This window comes from Castellaniella sp. S9, assembly GCF_027257175.1.
In the GTDB taxonomy this organism is placed as follows: Bacteria; Pseudomonadota; Gammaproteobacteria; order Burkholderiales; family Burkholderiaceae_B; genus Castellaniella.
On sequence record NZ_JAPFGD010000004.1, the window covers coordinates 327,128 to 342,788 of the forward strand.

14 protein-coding genes are annotated in these 15,661 nt (G+C 69.7%); 7 read left to right on the forward strand and 7 right to left on the reverse strand.

Annotated elements, in window-relative coordinates; all coding sequences use genetic code 11:
- Positions 1 to 12: 12 nt before the first annotated feature.
- From purU to OOZ48_RS08635, 4 genes are all read right to left on the reverse strand, one after another.
- The gene (gene purU, locus OOZ48_RS08620; RefSeq protein ID WP_269497350.1) at positions 13 to 861 is read right to left on the reverse strand and encodes a formyltetrahydrofolate deformylase; all 849 of its coding nucleotides are present in this window, start codon (positions 859 to 861) and stop codon (positions 13 to 15) included.
- A 117-nt stretch (positions 862 to 978) separates the two neighbouring features.
- A complete protein-coding gene (locus OOZ48_RS08625) occupies positions 979 to 1,509 on the reverse strand; it encodes a flavin reductase family protein (RefSeq protein ID WP_269497351.1) in 531 nt (176 codons plus the stop codon).
- Positions 1,510 to 1,518: 9 nt separating this feature from the next.
- A complete protein-coding gene (gene pdxH / locus OOZ48_RS08630) occupies positions 1,519 to 2,148 on the reverse strand; it encodes a pyridoxamine 5'-phosphate oxidase (protein WP_269497352.1) in 630 nt (209 codons plus the stop codon).
- 27 nt (positions 2,149 to 2,175) lie between these two features.
- Entirely contained in the window at positions 2,176 to 2,823 is a 648-nt protein-coding gene (locus tag OOZ48_RS08635) for a gamma-glutamylcyclotransferase (RefSeq protein WP_442867562.1), read from the reverse strand.
- Between the two features lie 89 nt (positions 2,824 to 2,912).
- On the opposite strand from OOZ48_RS08635, the gene OOZ48_RS08640 reads away from it, so the two are divergent.
- Positions 2,913 to 3,776: a tRNA threonylcarbamoyladenosine dehydratase gene (locus OOZ48_RS08640; protein WP_269497353.1), complete on the forward strand. Its 864-nt coding sequence runs from the start codon at positions 2,913 to 2,915 to the stop codon at positions 3,774 to 3,776.
- 48 nt (positions 3,777 to 3,824) lie between these two features.
- Here OOZ48_RS08640 and OOZ48_RS08645 read toward each other — a convergent pair whose 3' ends face one another.
- Together OOZ48_RS08645 and uvrA are read right to left on the reverse strand one after the other, a co-directional pair.
- Positions 3,825 to 4,487, reverse strand: a complete 663-nt coding sequence (locus OOZ48_RS08645; RefSeq protein ID WP_269497354.1) for an aminotransferase class IV — start codon at positions 4,485 to 4,487, stop codon at positions 3,825 to 3,827.
- Positions 4,477 to 10,134, reverse strand: a complete 5,658-nt coding sequence (gene uvrA, locus OOZ48_RS08650) for an excinuclease ABC subunit UvrA (RefSeq protein WP_269497355.1) — start codon at positions 10,132 to 10,134, stop codon at positions 4,477 to 4,479. The genes OOZ48_RS08645 and uvrA overlap by 11 nt, the downstream gene beginning before the upstream one ends.
- Before the next feature lie 217 nt (positions 10,135 to 10,351).
- On the opposite strand from uvrA, the gene OOZ48_RS08655 reads away from it, so the two are divergent.
- From OOZ48_RS08655 to OOZ48_RS08665, 3 genes are all read left to right on the forward strand, one after another.
- The gene (locus OOZ48_RS08655) at positions 10,352 to 10,915 is read left to right on the forward strand and encodes a YceI family protein (RefSeq protein WP_269497356.1); all 564 of its coding nucleotides are present in this window, start codon (positions 10,352 to 10,354) and stop codon (positions 10,913 to 10,915) included.
- 118 nt (positions 10,916 to 11,033) lie between these two features.
- Positions 11,034 to 11,162: a hypothetical protein gene (locus OOZ48_RS08660; protein WP_257791477.1), complete on the forward strand. Its 129-nt coding sequence runs from the start codon at positions 11,034 to 11,036 to the stop codon at positions 11,160 to 11,162.
- Between the two features lie 106 nt (positions 11,163 to 11,268).
- Positions 11,269 to 12,225 (forward strand): glycosyltransferase family 2 protein, encoded by a 957-nt coding sequence (locus OOZ48_RS08665; RefSeq protein WP_269497357.1) that lies wholly within the window; start codon positions 11,269 to 11,271, stop codon positions 12,223 to 12,225.
- A gap of 44 nt (positions 12,226 to 12,269) precedes the next feature.
- Here OOZ48_RS08665 and OOZ48_RS08670 read toward each other — a convergent pair whose 3' ends face one another.
- The gene (locus OOZ48_RS08670; RefSeq protein WP_269497358.1) at positions 12,270 to 12,776 is read right to left on the reverse strand and encodes a hypothetical protein; all 507 of its coding nucleotides are present in this window, start codon (positions 12,774 to 12,776) and stop codon (positions 12,270 to 12,272) included.
- Positions 12,777 to 12,940: 164 nt separating this feature from the next.
- Here OOZ48_RS08670 and ettA point away from each other — a divergent pair, with 164 nt between their 5' ends.
- The 3 genes from ettA to OOZ48_RS08685 all read left to right on the forward strand — a co-directional run bounded on the left by ettA (position 12,941) and on the right by OOZ48_RS08685 (position 15,559).
- Positions 12,941 to 14,614 carry an energy-dependent translational throttle protein EttA gene (gene ettA / locus OOZ48_RS08675; protein ID WP_269497359.1) on the forward strand — a complete coding sequence of 558 codons (1,674 nt, stop codon included), beginning with the start codon at positions 12,941 to 12,943 and terminating at the stop codon, positions 14,612 to 14,614.
- 55 nt (positions 14,615 to 14,669) lie between these two features.
- Positions 14,670 to 15,221 (forward strand): isochorismatase family protein, encoded by a 552-nt coding sequence (locus OOZ48_RS08680; protein WP_269497360.1) that lies wholly within the window; start codon positions 14,670 to 14,672, stop codon positions 15,219 to 15,221.
- A gap of 110 nt (positions 15,222 to 15,331) precedes the next feature.
- Entirely contained in the window at positions 15,332 to 15,559 is a 228-nt protein-coding gene (locus OOZ48_RS08685) for a glycine zipper 2TM domain-containing protein (protein ID WP_269497361.1), read from the forward strand.
- Positions 15,560 to 15,661: the final 102 nt, after the last annotated feature.

Here is a 15,661-nt window from a genome sequence, read left to right on the forward strand (position 1 = left end):
GCGCCGACGGCGCTAGCGGAACACCACCGTGCGCGCGCCGTTCAGCAGGATGCGATGTTCCACGTGCCAGCGCACGGCGCGCGACAGCACCAGGGATTCCACGTCGCTGCCGATCCGCGTCAGGGCCTGGACGTCCATCGCATGGTCGACGCGCTCGATGTCCTGCTCGATGATGGGTCCCTCGTCCAGGTCCTGGGTGACGTAATGCGCGGTCGCGCCGATGATCTTGACCCCGCGTTCGTGCGCCTGATAGTAGGGGCGGGCGCCCTTGAAGCTCGGCAGGAAGCTGTGGTGGATGTTGATCGCCCGGCCTTCCAGGGCGCGGCACATGTCCTGCGACAGGATCTGCATGTAGCGCGCCAGCACCACCAGGTCGACGTGCTCGCGTTCGGCCAGCTCGAGGATGCGCCGTTCCTGGTCGGCGCGCGTCTCGGGCGTCACCGGCAGGTGGTGGAAGGGCACGCCGTGGGCCTCGGCCAGCGGCCGGAAATCCGGATGGTTGGATGCCACGCCCGCGATCTCGACCGGCAGCTGGCCGCTTTGCGTGCGGAACAGCAGGTCATTGAGGCAATGGCCCTGGCGGCTGACCAGGATCAGCAGGCGGGCCTTGCGGCGCTTGTCATGGATCTGGAACTGCATCGAAAACCGTTCCGCAACTGACGCGAAATCGTTCTGCATCTCGTCGATCGCGTTCTCCACGGGCAGCGAGAAATGAATGCGCAGGAAAAAGCGCCCCGAATCCAGGTCGTCGAATTGCTGTGAATGGATGATGTTGCCGTGCCGCGTCAGCAGCCAGCCCGTGACATGGTGGACGATCCCCATGCGATCGGGGCAGGACAGGGTCAGGATGTACTCGTACATGATGGTCTAGGGCCTGTTCACACTAATTAAGGAGTCGCGAAGCTATGAAAAATCTGGCTGAACAAGGCGCCTGGCCCCGGGGCGGCGGCGCGCCCGCGGATCGCCGGGTCCGTGGGTTCAATTGCGTGACAGGGGTTCGCTGGCCGGGGTCAGGTCGAAATCGCCGGCGTGGTAGATCAGCGGCGCGATCAACTGCCGCTGGCAATGCTCGACCTGGCCCACGAGGATGGTGTGGTCGCCCGCCGGATGCCGCTGCACGTTGCGGCATTCGAACCAGGCCGCGCACCGGGGGTCGCCCAGCATCAGCGTGCCGTTGGGTGCGCGGTCCAGGTCCAGGCCGGCAAAGCGCTCGGTTTGCGGGCCGCGGGAAAAGCGCCTGGCCAGCTCGACTTGCGAGGCCGACAGGATATGGATGACATAGCGTTCGATGCGCAGGAATGCCGGCAGGGACGAGGCCGAGTGCGTCAGCGTCCACAGCACCATGGGCGGATTCAGCGACACCGAGCTGAAGGAGCTGATGGTCAGGCCCAGCGGCAGCCCGGTGTCGGGATGCTCGGCCGTGACCACGGTGACGCCGCTGGGAAAGCGCCCCAGGGCGGATCGGAAGTACAGGTCCGGGAAATCGGCGGGAGTCGGCGAGACAGGCATGGACGGCCGTCAGGGTGCGAGGCGCTGCAGCGTCCAGCCGTCGTCCTGGCGCGCATAGGCCAGGCGGTCGTGCAGCCGCGAGGGGCGGCCCTGCCAGAACTCGATGGTGTCGGGATCCAGCCGGTAGCCGCCCCAGTGCGGCGGACGCGCGGGGTCGTCCCCCAGGGATTGCGCCAGTTCCTGCGCGCGCGCGGCCAGCGCCTCGCGCGTCGTCGGCCGGCTTTGCGGCGACGCCCAGGCGCCGATGCGCGACCCCAGCGGGCGGCTGCGGAAATAGGCGTCCGATTCCTCGGCCGCGACCTGCGCGACGCGGCCCTCGATGCGCACCTGGCGCTCGAGTTCGGGCCAGAAGAACAGCAGGGCCGCCGTGGCGTTGGCCTGCAGTTCGCACCCCTTGCGGGAGTCGTAGTTGGTGTAGAACACGAAGCCCCGGGCGTCGTAGCCCTTGAGCAGGACGATGCGCGCCGACGGCCGCCCGGCGGGCGTCGCCGTCGCCAGCGTCATGGCCGTGGGTTCGCGCACCTCGCTGTGCAGGGCCTGGTCGAACCACAGCCCGAACTGGGCATAGGGATCGGCGGCGACGGAGGACTCCAGCAGTTCGAACTTCTGGTAGGTCTGGCGGATATCGGCAATGGACATGGCGGGTTGACGGCCTTCGGTGGGATCCTAGGCGGATGCGTGGTCGGCCGCGACGGCGCGCGCGATGGCGCGCAGCTTGCGGTCATGGATGCCGGCGGCCTCGAGGGCCTGGGCGGTTTGCAGGACGTATTCGGTGCAGGGGCCGTAGCGCCCGTGGCCCTGGCGCACGATGGGCACGATCTGGTCCACCGACAGCCCCGGCACGTAGCCGTCGGCGGCGCGGTCCATGGTGAACACCAGCGCCCGGATCGGGCCCTCGGGGGTCCGGCAGGCCACCCAGCGCGGGATGTACGCTCCGCTGGGCATCTCGCGGCGCCACAGCGCGGCCATGACGGGCGGAACCCGGCCCGCGGCGATCCGGTAGGCGCGGCCCTGGCACGAGCCGCCGGCGTCCAGGCCGAAGACCAGGCCGGGCACCTCGGGCGTGCCCCGGTTGACGCGGGACCACAGGCACAGGGCGCGATGATAGCCGTGGATGTGCGCCATGCGGGATTCGAGGTGCTCGAATTCCGGACGCCAGACCAGCGAGCCATAACCGAATACCCAGAGGTCGCTGCGCCGGTCCCAGCCGTTCAGCATGCGGTCGATCGACGCCTGGTGCTCCGCGTCGTCCAGCAGCCTGAAGCGCCGGATGTCGGGCGGAGATCGGCGGAGGGACGGCTTGGCGGCGTTCACGGGTAGGGGCAATTGGGGGTTGCGGGGATCAGGCCCCTATTGTAGAGGACTTGTCCGTTAAAATGGCCGGTGTGTTGGACGAGCCCTCCATGACCCCAGACTTCCCTGCCGCGCCCGCCGCGCCGCCAGCTGCCGAAACGCCGGTCGATGCCGCGCGGCGTTTCGGCGGCATCGACCGCCTGCATGGCGCCGGCGCGCATGCGGCGCTGGCGGGCCTGCACGTGGTGATCGCCGGCATCGGCGGGGTCGGCACCTGGTGCGTCGAGGCGCTGGCGCGTTCCGGCGTGGGCGCCCTGACGCTGGTCGATCTGGACCATATCGCCGAATCCAACATCAATCGCCAGGCCCACGCCCTGGACAGCACCCTGGGCCGCGCCAAGGTCGAGGCCATGGCCGAGCGCGTGCGCGACATCAATCCCGCCTGCGCCGTGCAGGGCATCGACGACTTCATCGGCGCGGACAATGCCGCGGACATCCTCGCGGCCCCGCCGGGGCCGGGCGTGCTGGTGGATTGCACCGACCAGGTGCCGGCCAAGGTCGCCATGGTCCTCGCAGCGCGCGCGGCGGGCTGGCCGATGGTCGTGTGCGGCGGAGCGGGCGGCAAGACCGATCCGCTGGCGCTACGGGCCGGTGACCTGTCCCAGGCCGTGCACGATGCGCTGCTGGGCCGCGTGCGGCAGATCCTGCGGCAGCGCCACGGCTATCCCAAGGGCGGCGCCGCGGGCGGGCGGCCCAGCCGCCGGCCGGCCCGCATGGGGGTGTCGTGCCTGTGGTTCGACCAGCCGGTCGTGCTGCCCGAGGCCTGGCAGGCGCCGCGCGAGGGCGCCGGCCCGCAGGGGCTGTCCTGCGCCGGCTATGGTTCGATCGTCACCGTCACCGCCGCCATGGGTCTGGCGGCCGCCGATCGTGCGCTGCGCCAGGGCCTGGCCCTGGCCGGCCACGGGGCGGCCTGACCGCAACGCGGGTCGCCCTCATCGTATCCGTATGAATGGAGCAGGGCGCTAGTCCCGTTCCCCTACACCCTCGTCCGCGTCCAGGCGCGCGTCCAGCCAGCCGCGCAGGGCGTTCGACACCCGCAAGGCGGGCGCCGCGCGCAGGTCGGCCAGCGATAGCCGCGCCTCGCGCGCCAGCCCCGCGTCCAGCAGGGCCTGGCGCTGCACCCCCGGCAGCAGGCCGCAGTCCAGCGGCGGCGTCAGCCAGGCGCCGCCGGCATCGCGCACGTACACGGTGCTGCGGCTGCCCTCGCACAGCTCGCCGCGGACGTTGCCGTGGATCACGTCGAACACCTCGGGGTGCCTGTCCAGCCAGGCCTGGGCCGCCGCGAACCAGGGGCGGTGCGTGCTCTTGTGCCCCAGCCAGAAGGGGTCCGCAGCCAGCGGTTCGCGCGCCAGGCGCAGGCGCACGGGCTGCGGCGTGGCGGGCAGGGGGCTCGACGCCAGGCGCGCCGTGCCATCGGCGGCCACCAGCAGGCGCAGGCGGAAGGCGCCGGCCGGCGCGGCCGTGCAGGCGCGTTCCACCAAGGCATCCAGCGCCGCCGGGACCGCGGGATAGCCCAGGACCGCGGCCGAGCGCGCCAGGCGTGCGCGATGTCCCGGCCACAGGGCGACCGCCCCGTCCTCGAGGCGCATGGTCTCGATCAGCTCGGGCGGCGGATCATGCGCCATGGCGGGCCAGGAATTCGGCCAGGACCCGGCCAGTGTGGGTGGCGGTGGCCGCGAGGTGCTCCGGGCTGCCTTCCGCAACCAGCCGCCCGCCGCCGTCGCCGCCTTCCGGGCCCAGGTCCAGGATCCAGTCGGCTTCGGCGATGATGTCCAGGTTGTGCTCGATCACCACCACGGTATTGCCCGCGTCCACCAGCCGGTGCAGCACGTGGATCAGCTTTTCCACGTCGGCGGTCGACAGGCCGACGGTGGGCTCGTCCAGCACGTACAAGGTGTGCGGCGCGCGCGAGGCGCGGCCGGTGCGCGTCAGACCCTCGTCCAGGTGCGCCTTGGTGAGTTCGGTGACCAGCTTGATGCGCTGCGCCTCGCCGCCCGACAGCGTGGGCGAGGGCTGGCCCAGCGTCAGGTAGCCCAGGCCCACGTCCTGCATCAGCTGCAGCGCGCGGGAAATCTTGCGGTGCGCCGCGAAATGGCCGATCGCCTCGTCCACCTCCATGCGCAGCAGCTCGCCCGCGCTGCGGCCGCGCCAGCGCACGCCCAGGGTTTCCTGGTTGAAGCGCGCGCCGTGGCAGGCGTCGCACGGCACCTTGACGTCGGGCAGGAAGCTCATCTCGATCGTGCGCATGCCCTGGCCCTCGCATTCGGGACAGCGGCCATCGCCCGTGTTGAACGAGAAACGGGAACTCGTCCAGCCGCGCATGCGCGCCTCGCGCGTGGCGGCGAACAGCTTGCGCACGTCGTCCCAGAAGCCGACATAGGTCGCCGGGCAGGAGCGGGGCGTCTTGCCGATCGGCGTCTGGTCGACCTCCAGCACCCGGTCGATCGCCTGCCAGCCCCGGATCGAGGCGCAGCCGCGCCAGGCGGGCGCCTTGCGCGCCGACACCGCGCGCGCCAGATTGTCCAGCAGCACGTCGCGCGCCAAGGTCGACTTGCCCGAGCCCGACACGCCGGTCACGACGCTCAGCCGCTCCACGGGAATGCGCGCGCAGACGCGCTGCAGATTGTGCAGGTCGGCGTCCACGACCTCGATCATCGGCGTGTCGGCCTCGACCGCCCGGCGTCCGGCCATGGGGTGGCGCAGGGGCTCGCGCAGATAGCGTCCGGTCAGCGAGGCGGGGTTGGCCATGATGCTGTCGACGCTGCCCTGCGCGACCACCATGCCGCCGCGCACGCCCGCGCCCGGTCCGATGTCGATGACGTGGCCGGCCCGGCGGATGGTGTCCTCGTCGTGCTCGACCACCACCAGGGTGTTGCCGTTGCCCTCCAGGCGCGCCAGCGCATCCAGCAGGATGCGGTTGTCGCGCGGATGCAGGCCGATCGTGGGCTCGTCCAGCACATAGCACACGCCCTGCAGGTTCGAGCCCAGCTGCGCGGCCAGGCGGATGCGCTGCGCCTCGCCGCCGGACAGCGTCGGCGAGGCGCGGTCCAGCGCCAGGTAGCCCAGCCCCACGGATTCCATGAAGTTCAGGCGGCTGCGGATCTCGGCCAGCACGTCGCGCGCGATTTCCCCCTCGCGCCCGCGCCCGCCGATGCCCAGGAAAAAGCGCTGGGCGTCACTGACCGCCATCGAGGCCAGTTCGGCGATCGAGCGGTCGCGCCAGCGGAAGGCCAGGGCCACGCGGTTGAGGCGCTGGCCGTGGCAATGCGGGCAGGGCGGCGGGGCGCCCTCGGCCCATTCGTTCCAGGTCGCCTCCTCGCCGCTTTGGTCGGCGGTGAAGCCCTGGAGCTGCAGGCCGGTGCCGAAGCAGTGTGTGCACCAGCCATGGCGCGAGTTGTACGAGAACAGGCGGGGATCGGGTTCGGGAAAGCTGGTGCCGCAGCTGGGGCAGGCGCGCTTGATCGAAAAGGTCTGGGTGCCGGGTTCGGACGACGGGCCGGCGGCCCGGCGCGCCTCCAGATTGCCCGGCCCGTCGGTCAGTCCGGTCAGCAGGCTGAAGCGCCCGCGGCCCAGCGCCAGCGCCTCGCGCACCGCCTCGCGCAGCGTTCCTTCATCGCGCACGTCGATGATCAGGTCGCGCACCGGCAGCTCGATCGTGTGCTCTTGATAGCGGTCCAGGCGCGGCCAGGGGGATACCGGGATGAAGACCCCGTCCACCCGCAGGTGCGTGTGGCCATGGGAGGCCGCCCATTTGGCGAGGTCGGTGTAATAGCCCTTGCGCGCCACGACCAGCGGCGCCAGCAGGCCGACGTGCTCGCCCGCGTGGTCGCGCAGCAGCTGCGCGACGATCTGCTCCGGCGTCTGCGGCTCGACGGGGACTTGGCAATCCGGGCACATCTGCGTGCCCAGCTTGACGTAGAGCAGGCGCAGGAAATGATGGATCTCGGTCATCGTCGCCACGGTGGACTTGCGTCCGCCCCGGCTGGTGCGCTGTTCGATCGCCACCGTGGGCGGGATGCCGTAGATCGCATCCACGTCGGGCTTGCCCGCGGGCTGTACGATGGCGCGCGCATAGGCGTTCAGGGATTCCAGGTAGCGGCGCTGGCCCTCGTTGAACAGGATGTCGAAGGCCAGGGTCGACTTGCCCGAGCCCGACACGCCGGTGATCACGGTGAAGGCGTCGCGCGGGATGTGCACGTCGATGCCCTTGAGGTTGTGCTCGCGGGCATTGACGATGTGGATGTCGCGCGAGACCTCGGGGCGGACGGCGGCATAGGCGGCCGGCGCCTCGGCCAGCAGGCTGCGGCGCGATTCGAGGCTGCGCACGTAGTCCGCCAGCGCGCGCCCCGTATGCGAATCGGCCTGCGCCATCAGGGCCTCGGGCGTGCCCTGGGCGACGATCCGGCCGCCCTGGTCGCCGCCCTCGGGGCCGAGGTCGATCAGCCAGTCGGCGGCGCGGATCACGTCCAGGTTGTGCTCGATGATCAGCAGCGAATGGCCGGCGCCCAGCAGCTTGCGGAAGGCGCGCATCAGGCGCGCGATGTCGTCGAAATGCAGGCCCGTGGTCGGCTCGTCGAACAGGAACAGGCTGCCACGGGTCGCCAGCGGCTGGCGCGTGGCGGGGGTCTTGGCCGCCTGGGCCAGGTGCCCGGCCAGTTTCAGGCGCTGGGCCTCGCCGCCCGAGAGCGTGGGCACGGGCTGGCCCAGGCGCAGGTATTCGAGGCCGACGTCGGCCAGCGGCGCCAGCGCCCATTGCACGTCGCGCAGGCCCTTGAAGAAATCCAGCGCCTCGCTGACCGTCATGTCCAGCACCTCGTCGATCGAGGCGCTGCGGCCCAGGTGCTCGATGCGGACCTCGAGGATCTGCGGCCGGAAGCGCCGGCCGTCGCAGTCCGGGCAGCGCAGGTACACGTCCGACAGGAACTGCATCTCGACGTGCTCGAATCCTGTGCCGCCGCAGCCCGGGCAGCGGCCGTCGCCCGTGTTGAAGCTGAACGTGCCCGCCGTGTAGCCGCGCTCGCGCGATAGCGGGGCGGCGGCGAACAGCTTGCGGATCGCATCGAAGGCGCCCACGTAGCTGGCCGGATTCGAACGGGCGGTCTTGCCGATCGGCGTCTGGTCCACCAGCACGATGTCGGCCAGCTGCTCGGCGCCCAGCAGGGCGTCGTGCGCGCCGGGCGCCTCGGTCGGGCGGCCCAGGTGCTTGAGCATGGCCGGGTACAGCACATCCTGCACCAGCGTCGACTTGCCCGAGCCCGAGACGCCGGTCAGGCAGACCAGGCGGCCCAGCGGGATGGACACTGAGAGATTCTGGAGATTGTTGGCCCGTGCGCCTTCCAGCACCAGGCGCGGCGTGCCGTCGGCCACCGGCATGGGGCGCGGCGCCTCGATCCGCGCCTCGCCGCTGAGGTAGCGGCCCGTCAGCGTGCCGGAGCGCGCCAGCGCCTCGGGCGTGCCGTCGAACATGATGCGCCCGCCGCGTTCGCCCGGCCCCGGGCCGATGTCCAGGATGCGGTCGGCGGCGACCATGACCTGCGGGTCGTGCTCGACCACCACCAGGGTATTGCCGTGGGTGCGCAGCCGGTGCATGACCTGCACGATGCGGTGGATGTCGCGCGGGTGCAGGCCGATCGAGGGCTCGTCCAGCACGAACAGCGTGTTCACCAGCGAGGTGCCCAGGGCCGTCGTCAGATTGATGCGCTGGACCTCGCCGCCCGACAGCGTGCGGCTCTGCCGGTCCAGCGACAGGTACCCCAGTCCCACGTCGCATAGGAAGCGCAGGCGGGTGCGGACTTCGTCCAGCAGCTGGCTCAGGGCCTCGTCCATCGCCTGGCCGAACTCGATGCGCTCGAAGCAGTCGCGCACGCGCTCGATGGGCAGGCGCATCAGGTCGTGCAGCCCCAGGCCGGGCAGGGCGTCCAGCTGCGCGGGGGTCCAGCGGGCATGCACCGGCATGAAGCGCGGGTAGCCGGGCTGGGGCTCGGTGTCGTGCCCCAGCCGCCAGAGCGTGGCGTCGGGCTTGAGGCGCGAGCCCCCGCAATGGGGGCAGGGCGTGTAGCTGCGGTACTTGGACAGCAGCACGCGCACGTGCATCTTGTAGGCGCGCGATTCCAGCCAGTCGAAGAACCGCTGGGCGCCGTACCATTGGTGCTTCCAGGCCGAGGGGCCGCCCTTCCAGTCGGGGTCGCCGCCGATCACCCACTCGTGTTCGGCGGGCGACAGCTCGCGCCAGGGCACGTCCAGGCGCACGCCGGCGCGCCTGGCATAGCGCTCCATCTCCTCCTGGCATTCCTTGTAGCTGGCGGTCTGCCAGGGCTTGACCGCGCCGCCGCGCAGGCTGCGCGACGGGTCCGGCACCACCAGGCCGTAGTCGATGCCCATCACCCGCCCGAAGCCCCGGCAGTGCTCGCAGGCCCCCAGGGGCGAATTGAAGGAAAACGTGCTGGGCAGCGGCGTGCCGTACTCGATGTCGCAGTGGGCGCAGTGCAGGCCCGCGCTGAAGCGCCAGTCCTCCTCGGCGTCCTCGAACTGGGCATGCACCGTCACGCGCCCGTTGCCCTGCGCAAGCGCGGTCTCGAGGGCCTCGTCCACGCGCGCGGGCTCGGCGTTGCTCAGGCGGAAGCGGTCCTGGATCACATGCAGGATGCGCCGGGCCGGCACCTTCGCGCCCTTGCCTCCGGCCTTGCGGCCGGGCGCGGCGGCCGGCGCGGGCGCCGGGTCCTCGGACCGGTGGATGCGGGTGTAGCCTTGCTGTTCGAGAAAGCCGCGCACCTCGTCGTCGGTGAAGTTGGCCGGTACCGACACCGGGAACGTCACGATCAGGCGCGGGTCGCGGGCCGCGCACAGCGTGGCCAGCCGGCGCGCGATGCTGGCCGGCGTGTCGCGCTCGACCGGGCGCGCGCAGCCCGCGCAATGCAGGTGGCCCACGCGCGCATAGAGCAGTTTCAGGTGGTCGTTGAGCTCGGTCATGGTGCCCACGGTGCTGCGCGAATTGCGCACCGGGTTCACCTGGTCGATGGCGATCGCCGGCAGGATGCCGTCGATGCGTTCGACCTGCGGCTTGTCCATGCGGTCCAGGAACTGGCGCGCATAGGGCGAGAAGGTCTCTACATAGCGTCGCTGGCCCTCGGCATAGAGGGTGTCGAAGGCCAGGGAGCTCTTGCCCGATCCGGATACGCCGGTGACGACCAGCAGTTCCCCTGTGTTGATGGTGACATCGAGATTCTTGAGGTTGTTCTGGCGCGCGCCGACGATACGGATGGGAGCATTCATCGCGCCATCATAATCCGATCCGCCGGACTCCGGCGCGCAGCCCCGGGCGGCCGTGTGGGTGGTGCGCCGGCGCCGTGGGGGACGTCGCGGACCGCATCCTTGATCGAGGTCAGTCAATGGTGTCGCGGCCCCGCGCGCGGGGCGATTTCCTGCCGTATGGTGAAGGCGTGGCATAGGCCGTCCCGGCCGCGCCCGTTGCCTACGTCAGGAGATTGCCATGATCCGCCGCCTTGCCGTTCTGTGGCTGGGCCTCGCCGTCCTGCCGCCCGTGCTGGCGGCCGACTATGAGGTCGAACCCCATCACACCTTCGTGACTTTCGAGGTGCTGCACAACGGCACCTCCACCACCCGCGGCCGCTTCGACGTCGTCGAGGGCCGGGTATCCTACGATCCCGCCGCGCGCAGCGGCCAGGCCGATATTCGCATCGACACCGCCTCGATCGACAGCGGCTCGGATCCGTTCGACGAGCATCTGCGCAACGCCGATTTCCTGGACGTCGGCAAATTTCCCGAGGCGCGCTTCCAGTCCACCGCCTTCGTCTTCGAGGGCGAGCGCCTGGCCGCGGTCCAGGGGCGCTTGACCCTCCTGGGTGCGACGCACGAGGTCGAACTGCGCGCCGAGCGCTTCAATTGCTACCGGAACCCGCGCATCGACCGCGAGGTCTGCGGCGGGGATTTCCAGGCGGACGTCCAGCGCAGCCACTGGGGCATGGACTTCGGCCTGCCCGGCATCCCGGACGCCGTGCGCCTGGTCGTCCAGATCGAGGCCATCCGCCAATAGGCCGTCCGCCTATGGGATGATGCGCGGCCGGCCATCCGGCCGACGGCGTGACGGTTTGCTTTTTTGTTAAAATGGTGTGTTTTGCTTTCACGACCGTATTCAAATCCAGGAGATCCTCATGGCAGAAATCAAACGCACGCGCCGCAACACCCTCGAGCGGCGGTGCCTGGGCAAGGCTTTCAAGCGCCTTTTCGTGCGCTCGCCCAAGGGCGTGTTCAAGATGTTGGAAAAGGTCAAGCGCGCCTGAGCGTTTCGTTTTCATACAATTGAGCATCAGGGAAAACCACGGGCCGGCGGCCCGTGGTTTTTCTTTATGGCTATCATGGGACCAGCTCCAAGAGGGATTCTTTGGTATGGTCGGCTGGCGCCATCTTTTTTCCGTTGTCACACCCACGTTCAACCGCGCGCACACGCTGGCGCGCGTCTATCATTCGTTGCGCGAACAATCCTTCCAGGACTTCGAATGGGTGGTGGTGGACGACGGCTCCACCGACCAGACCCGGGCGCTGATCGAGGGCTGGCAGCAGGAGGCCAGCTTTCCCATCCGCTATGTGTGGCAGCCCAACCAGCACAAAAAGACCGCCTTCAACAACGGCGTGCGCCACGCCCGCGGCGAATGGCTGGTGGCCCTGGACAGCGATGACGCCCTGGATCCCAATGCCCTCTACAACATGGCGCGCGCCTGGGAGGACATCCCGCCGGCGCAGCGTGGCCGCTATGTGGCCATCACCGGCCTGTGCGCCCACCTCGACGGCCGCATCGTGGGCGACATGTACCCCGAGGACGCCCTGGATGCGACCTCGCTCGACATGACGTTCCGGTACCACGTGCGCGGCGAGAAATTCGGCTGCCTGCGCACCGACGTCCTGCGCCAGTTTCCCTTCCCCGAGGACATCCCGGGCTTCGTGCCGGAAAGCCTCGTCTGGCGCGCCATCGCCCGCGCGGGCTACCTGACGCGTTTCGTCAACCAGGTGTTTCGCGTCTATCACGACAGCGACGACAGCCTGTCGCGCCAGGGCCGCGGTGCCGAAAGCGCGCGCCATGCCCTGGGGTTGTGGCTGCTGGCCTACGATACCGTCGAATTCTGCCTGGCCTGGTTCCGCTACCAGCCCGGTTCTTTCTTCCTGGCCGCGGCGCGCTATACGCGATTCGCCCTGCACATGCGCGCCAGCGGCCAGCCGCGCCCCCAGGGCCGGCGCCTGACCCATACGGCCTCGCGGCTGCTGGTCTGCCTGATGTGGCCGGTGGGCGCGGGCCTCTATCTGCGCGACCGGCTCAGTGTCGTGCGCCGCGCCACCGCTACCTGTTGACCTGATCGCCGGGCGCGGCCGTCGCGCCGCCCGATGACGGCGCGTCAGTGCCGGACGCCGTCGTCATCCTCGTCCCAGCCGTCCTCATCATCGTCCTCGTCATCGGCGTGATCGTCGTCGTCCCCGTCCTCATCGTCGTCGTCCGCAGCGGACGGCGCCTCGTCCATGGCGAAGGGCAGCACATCGGCCAGGGTGTCCGTCCAGGCGACTTCCTCGCCGTCGCCGTCCACCTTGATGAAGCGCACGCCCTCGAGGCCGCACAGCTGGATCGCCCACAGGAATTCGCATTCCAGGGGCTGGTCGTCCTCCAGCGCCAGGCCGCCGCGGCTGCCCAGGAATCGCGCCCCGGGGCCGCCGGCCTGGACCACGCGCCGCTCGGCGGCGTCTTCGCCCGGCGCCAGCGGCACCGCGAACAGCACCCATTCGAACCCCTCCTCGGCCTCGGCGATGATCTCGGCGATGACCGGCTTGCCCATGTAGGCGCTAAGGGCGTCGGCGGTGCGGCCCAGGAGGCCGGCTTCGGTGTCGGTGAAGGTGAGGGGTGGCGTCATCGGGGCTCTTGTGCGAAAAAGGCGAGGAACTTCTTATTTTAGAGGCTCGCGCGGCGCCGCGCCGCGGACACCGGCTCCCAGGATGGCCGCTGGCCTACAATCGGGTGTTCCCGCGGCCGAATGGTTCGGCCCGCATTTTTGCAAGGTCACTTCACGATTCCCCTATGGCTCAGTACGTCTACACCATGAACCGGGTCGGCAAGATCGTGCCGCCCAAGCGCCAGATCCTGCGCGACATCTCGCTGTCCTTCTTTCCCGGCGCCAAGATCGGCGTGCTGGGGCTCAACGGCTCGGGCAAGTCCACGCTGCTCAAGATCATGGCCGGCGTCGACACGGACATCGAGGGCGAGGCCATCCCGATGGCCGGCATCCGGATCGGCTATTTGCCCCAGGAACCGCAGCTCGATCCCGAGCACACCGTCCGCCAGTCGGTCGAGGCGGGGCTGGGCGAGGTCTTCGACGCGCGCCGGCGCCTGGACGAGGTCTATGCCGCCTATGCCGAGCCCGATGCGGATTTCGACGCCCTGGCCGCCGAGCAGGCCGAGCTCGAGGCCGTGATCGCGGCGGCCGCCTCCAGCGGCAGCGACGACATCGAGACCCAGATGGAGATCGCCGCGGACGCCCTGCGCCTGCCGCCCTGGGACGAGAACGTCGGCCACCTGTCGGGCGGTGAAAAGCGCCGCGTCGCCCTGTGCCGGCTGCTGCTGTCCAAGCCCGACATGCTGTTGCTGGACGAGCCCACCAACCACCTGGACGCCGAGAGCGTCGAATGGCTGGAGGTGTTCCTGCGCCAGTTCCCCGGCACCGTGGTCGCCGTCACCCACGACCGCTATTTCCTCGACAACGCGGCCGAGTGGATCCTGGAGCTGGACCGCGGCCACGGCATCCCCTGGAAGGGCAACTACAGCTCGTGGCTGGAACAAAAAGAAGACCGCCTCAAGCACGAGGAGGCTGCTGAATCCGCCCGCCAGCGCACCATCAAGAAAGAACTCGAGTGGGTGCGCCAGAATCCCAAGGGCCGCCAGGCCAAGGCCAAAGCCCGCCTGGCGCGCTTCGAGGAGCTGTCCTCGCACGAATACCAGAAACGCAACGAAACCCAGGAGATCTTCATCCCGGTGGCCGAGCGCCTGGGCAACGAGGTCATCGAGTTCCGCAATGTGTCCAAGGCCTATGGCGAGCGCCTGCTGATCGACGATCTCAGCTTCAAGGTGCCGCCCGGCGCCATCGTCGGCATCATCGGCCCCAACGGCGCCGGTAAATCGACCCTGTTTCGCATGATCGCCGGGCGCGAGCAGCCCGATTCGGGCTCGGTCGACATCGGCCAGACCGTCCAGCTGGCCTACGTCGACCAGTCGCGCGACGCCCTGCCCGACGACCGCACCGTATTCGATGCGATCGCGGACGGCGCCGACCTGCTGACCGTGGGCCGCTTCGAGATGCCGTCGCGCGCCTACCTGGGCCGCTTCAACTTCAAGGGCGGCGACCAGAACAAGCTCGTCGGCAAACTGTCCGGCGGCGAACGCGGGCGCCTGCACCTGGCCAAGACCCTGATCGCCGGCGGCAACGTCTTGCTGCTGGACGAACCCTCCAACGACCTCGACGTCGAGACTCTGCGCGCCCTCGAGGACGCCCTGCTCGAATTCGCGGGTTGCGTCATGGTCATCAGCCACGACCGCTGGTTCCTCGACCGTATCGCCACCCACATCCTCGCCTTCGAGGGCGATTCCAAGGTGGTGTTCTTCGACGGCAACTACCAGGAATACGAGGCCGACAAGAAGCACCGCCTGGGCGAGGAGGCCGCCAAGCCGCGGCGCCTGCGCTTCAAGGCGCTGCGCTGATCGCGGCGGCCCGTCGCGGACGACCGCCCGCGACGGGCGCTGAACAGGAGACGCCATGAACACCCACGCCACGCTGGAAGCCCGCCATTGCATGCTGCTGGTGATCGACATGCAGGACAAGCTCCTGCCCGCCATCCACGACGCCGAGGCATTGCGCGGACGGGCCGCCCGCATCGCCCAGGCGGCGCGCCTGCTCGAGGTGCCGGTCTGGGCCACCGAGCACTGGCCCGACAAGATCGGCCCCACCCATGCCGACCTGGCGCCGCACATCGACCACATCGTCGCCAAAACCCATTTCGACGCCTGCCGCGAGCCCGGCTTCACCGACGATTTGCCTCGCCACCGTGACCGCGTGTTGCTCATGGGCACCGAAGCACACATCTGTGTGTTACAAACTGGCCTGGGCCTGGCCGCGGCCGGTTTGCGCCCCGCCTTGCTGGCCGATGGCATCGGCTCGCGCCGCGAGTCCGATCGCCTGGCCGCCTGCGAGCGTTGGCGGCACCACGGCCTGGAAATCCTCACCTCTGAAATGGCCTTGTTCGAATGGCTGCGGACGCCGGCCCACCCACGTTTTCGCGACGTCCTGGCTCTCGTCAAGTCATCCTGACGACGGATACAACTGTAGCGTCGGCTCACAGACCCTGGCGGGCATCTGGTTTATAAAAGAAGCATCGTTGTTGAATCGAGCTCGCCACGGGCCTTGAAGGAGAACGCAACATGAACATCAAGACACTCGGGAAGTATGGGGCGGCCGGCCTCATGGTCATCGCCATGGCCGGATGCTCTTCGTGGGACAACATGAGCCATCGCCAGAAATCCGCCGTGACCGGTGCCGGCATCGGCGGGGTGGCGGGTGCCGTCGTCACGGGCGGTGGCGTCCTGGGCACGGTCGGGGGGGCCGCCATCGGCGGCGTGATCGGCGACCAGGTCGGCAAGAACAAGTAATCGCACGGAGCCACGCCGCCTGCCGGCGGGGCTCTGACCGCAACGCGCCCCCGCACGGGGGCGATCGGAAACGCGCCCCCGCACGGGGGCGATCGGAAACGC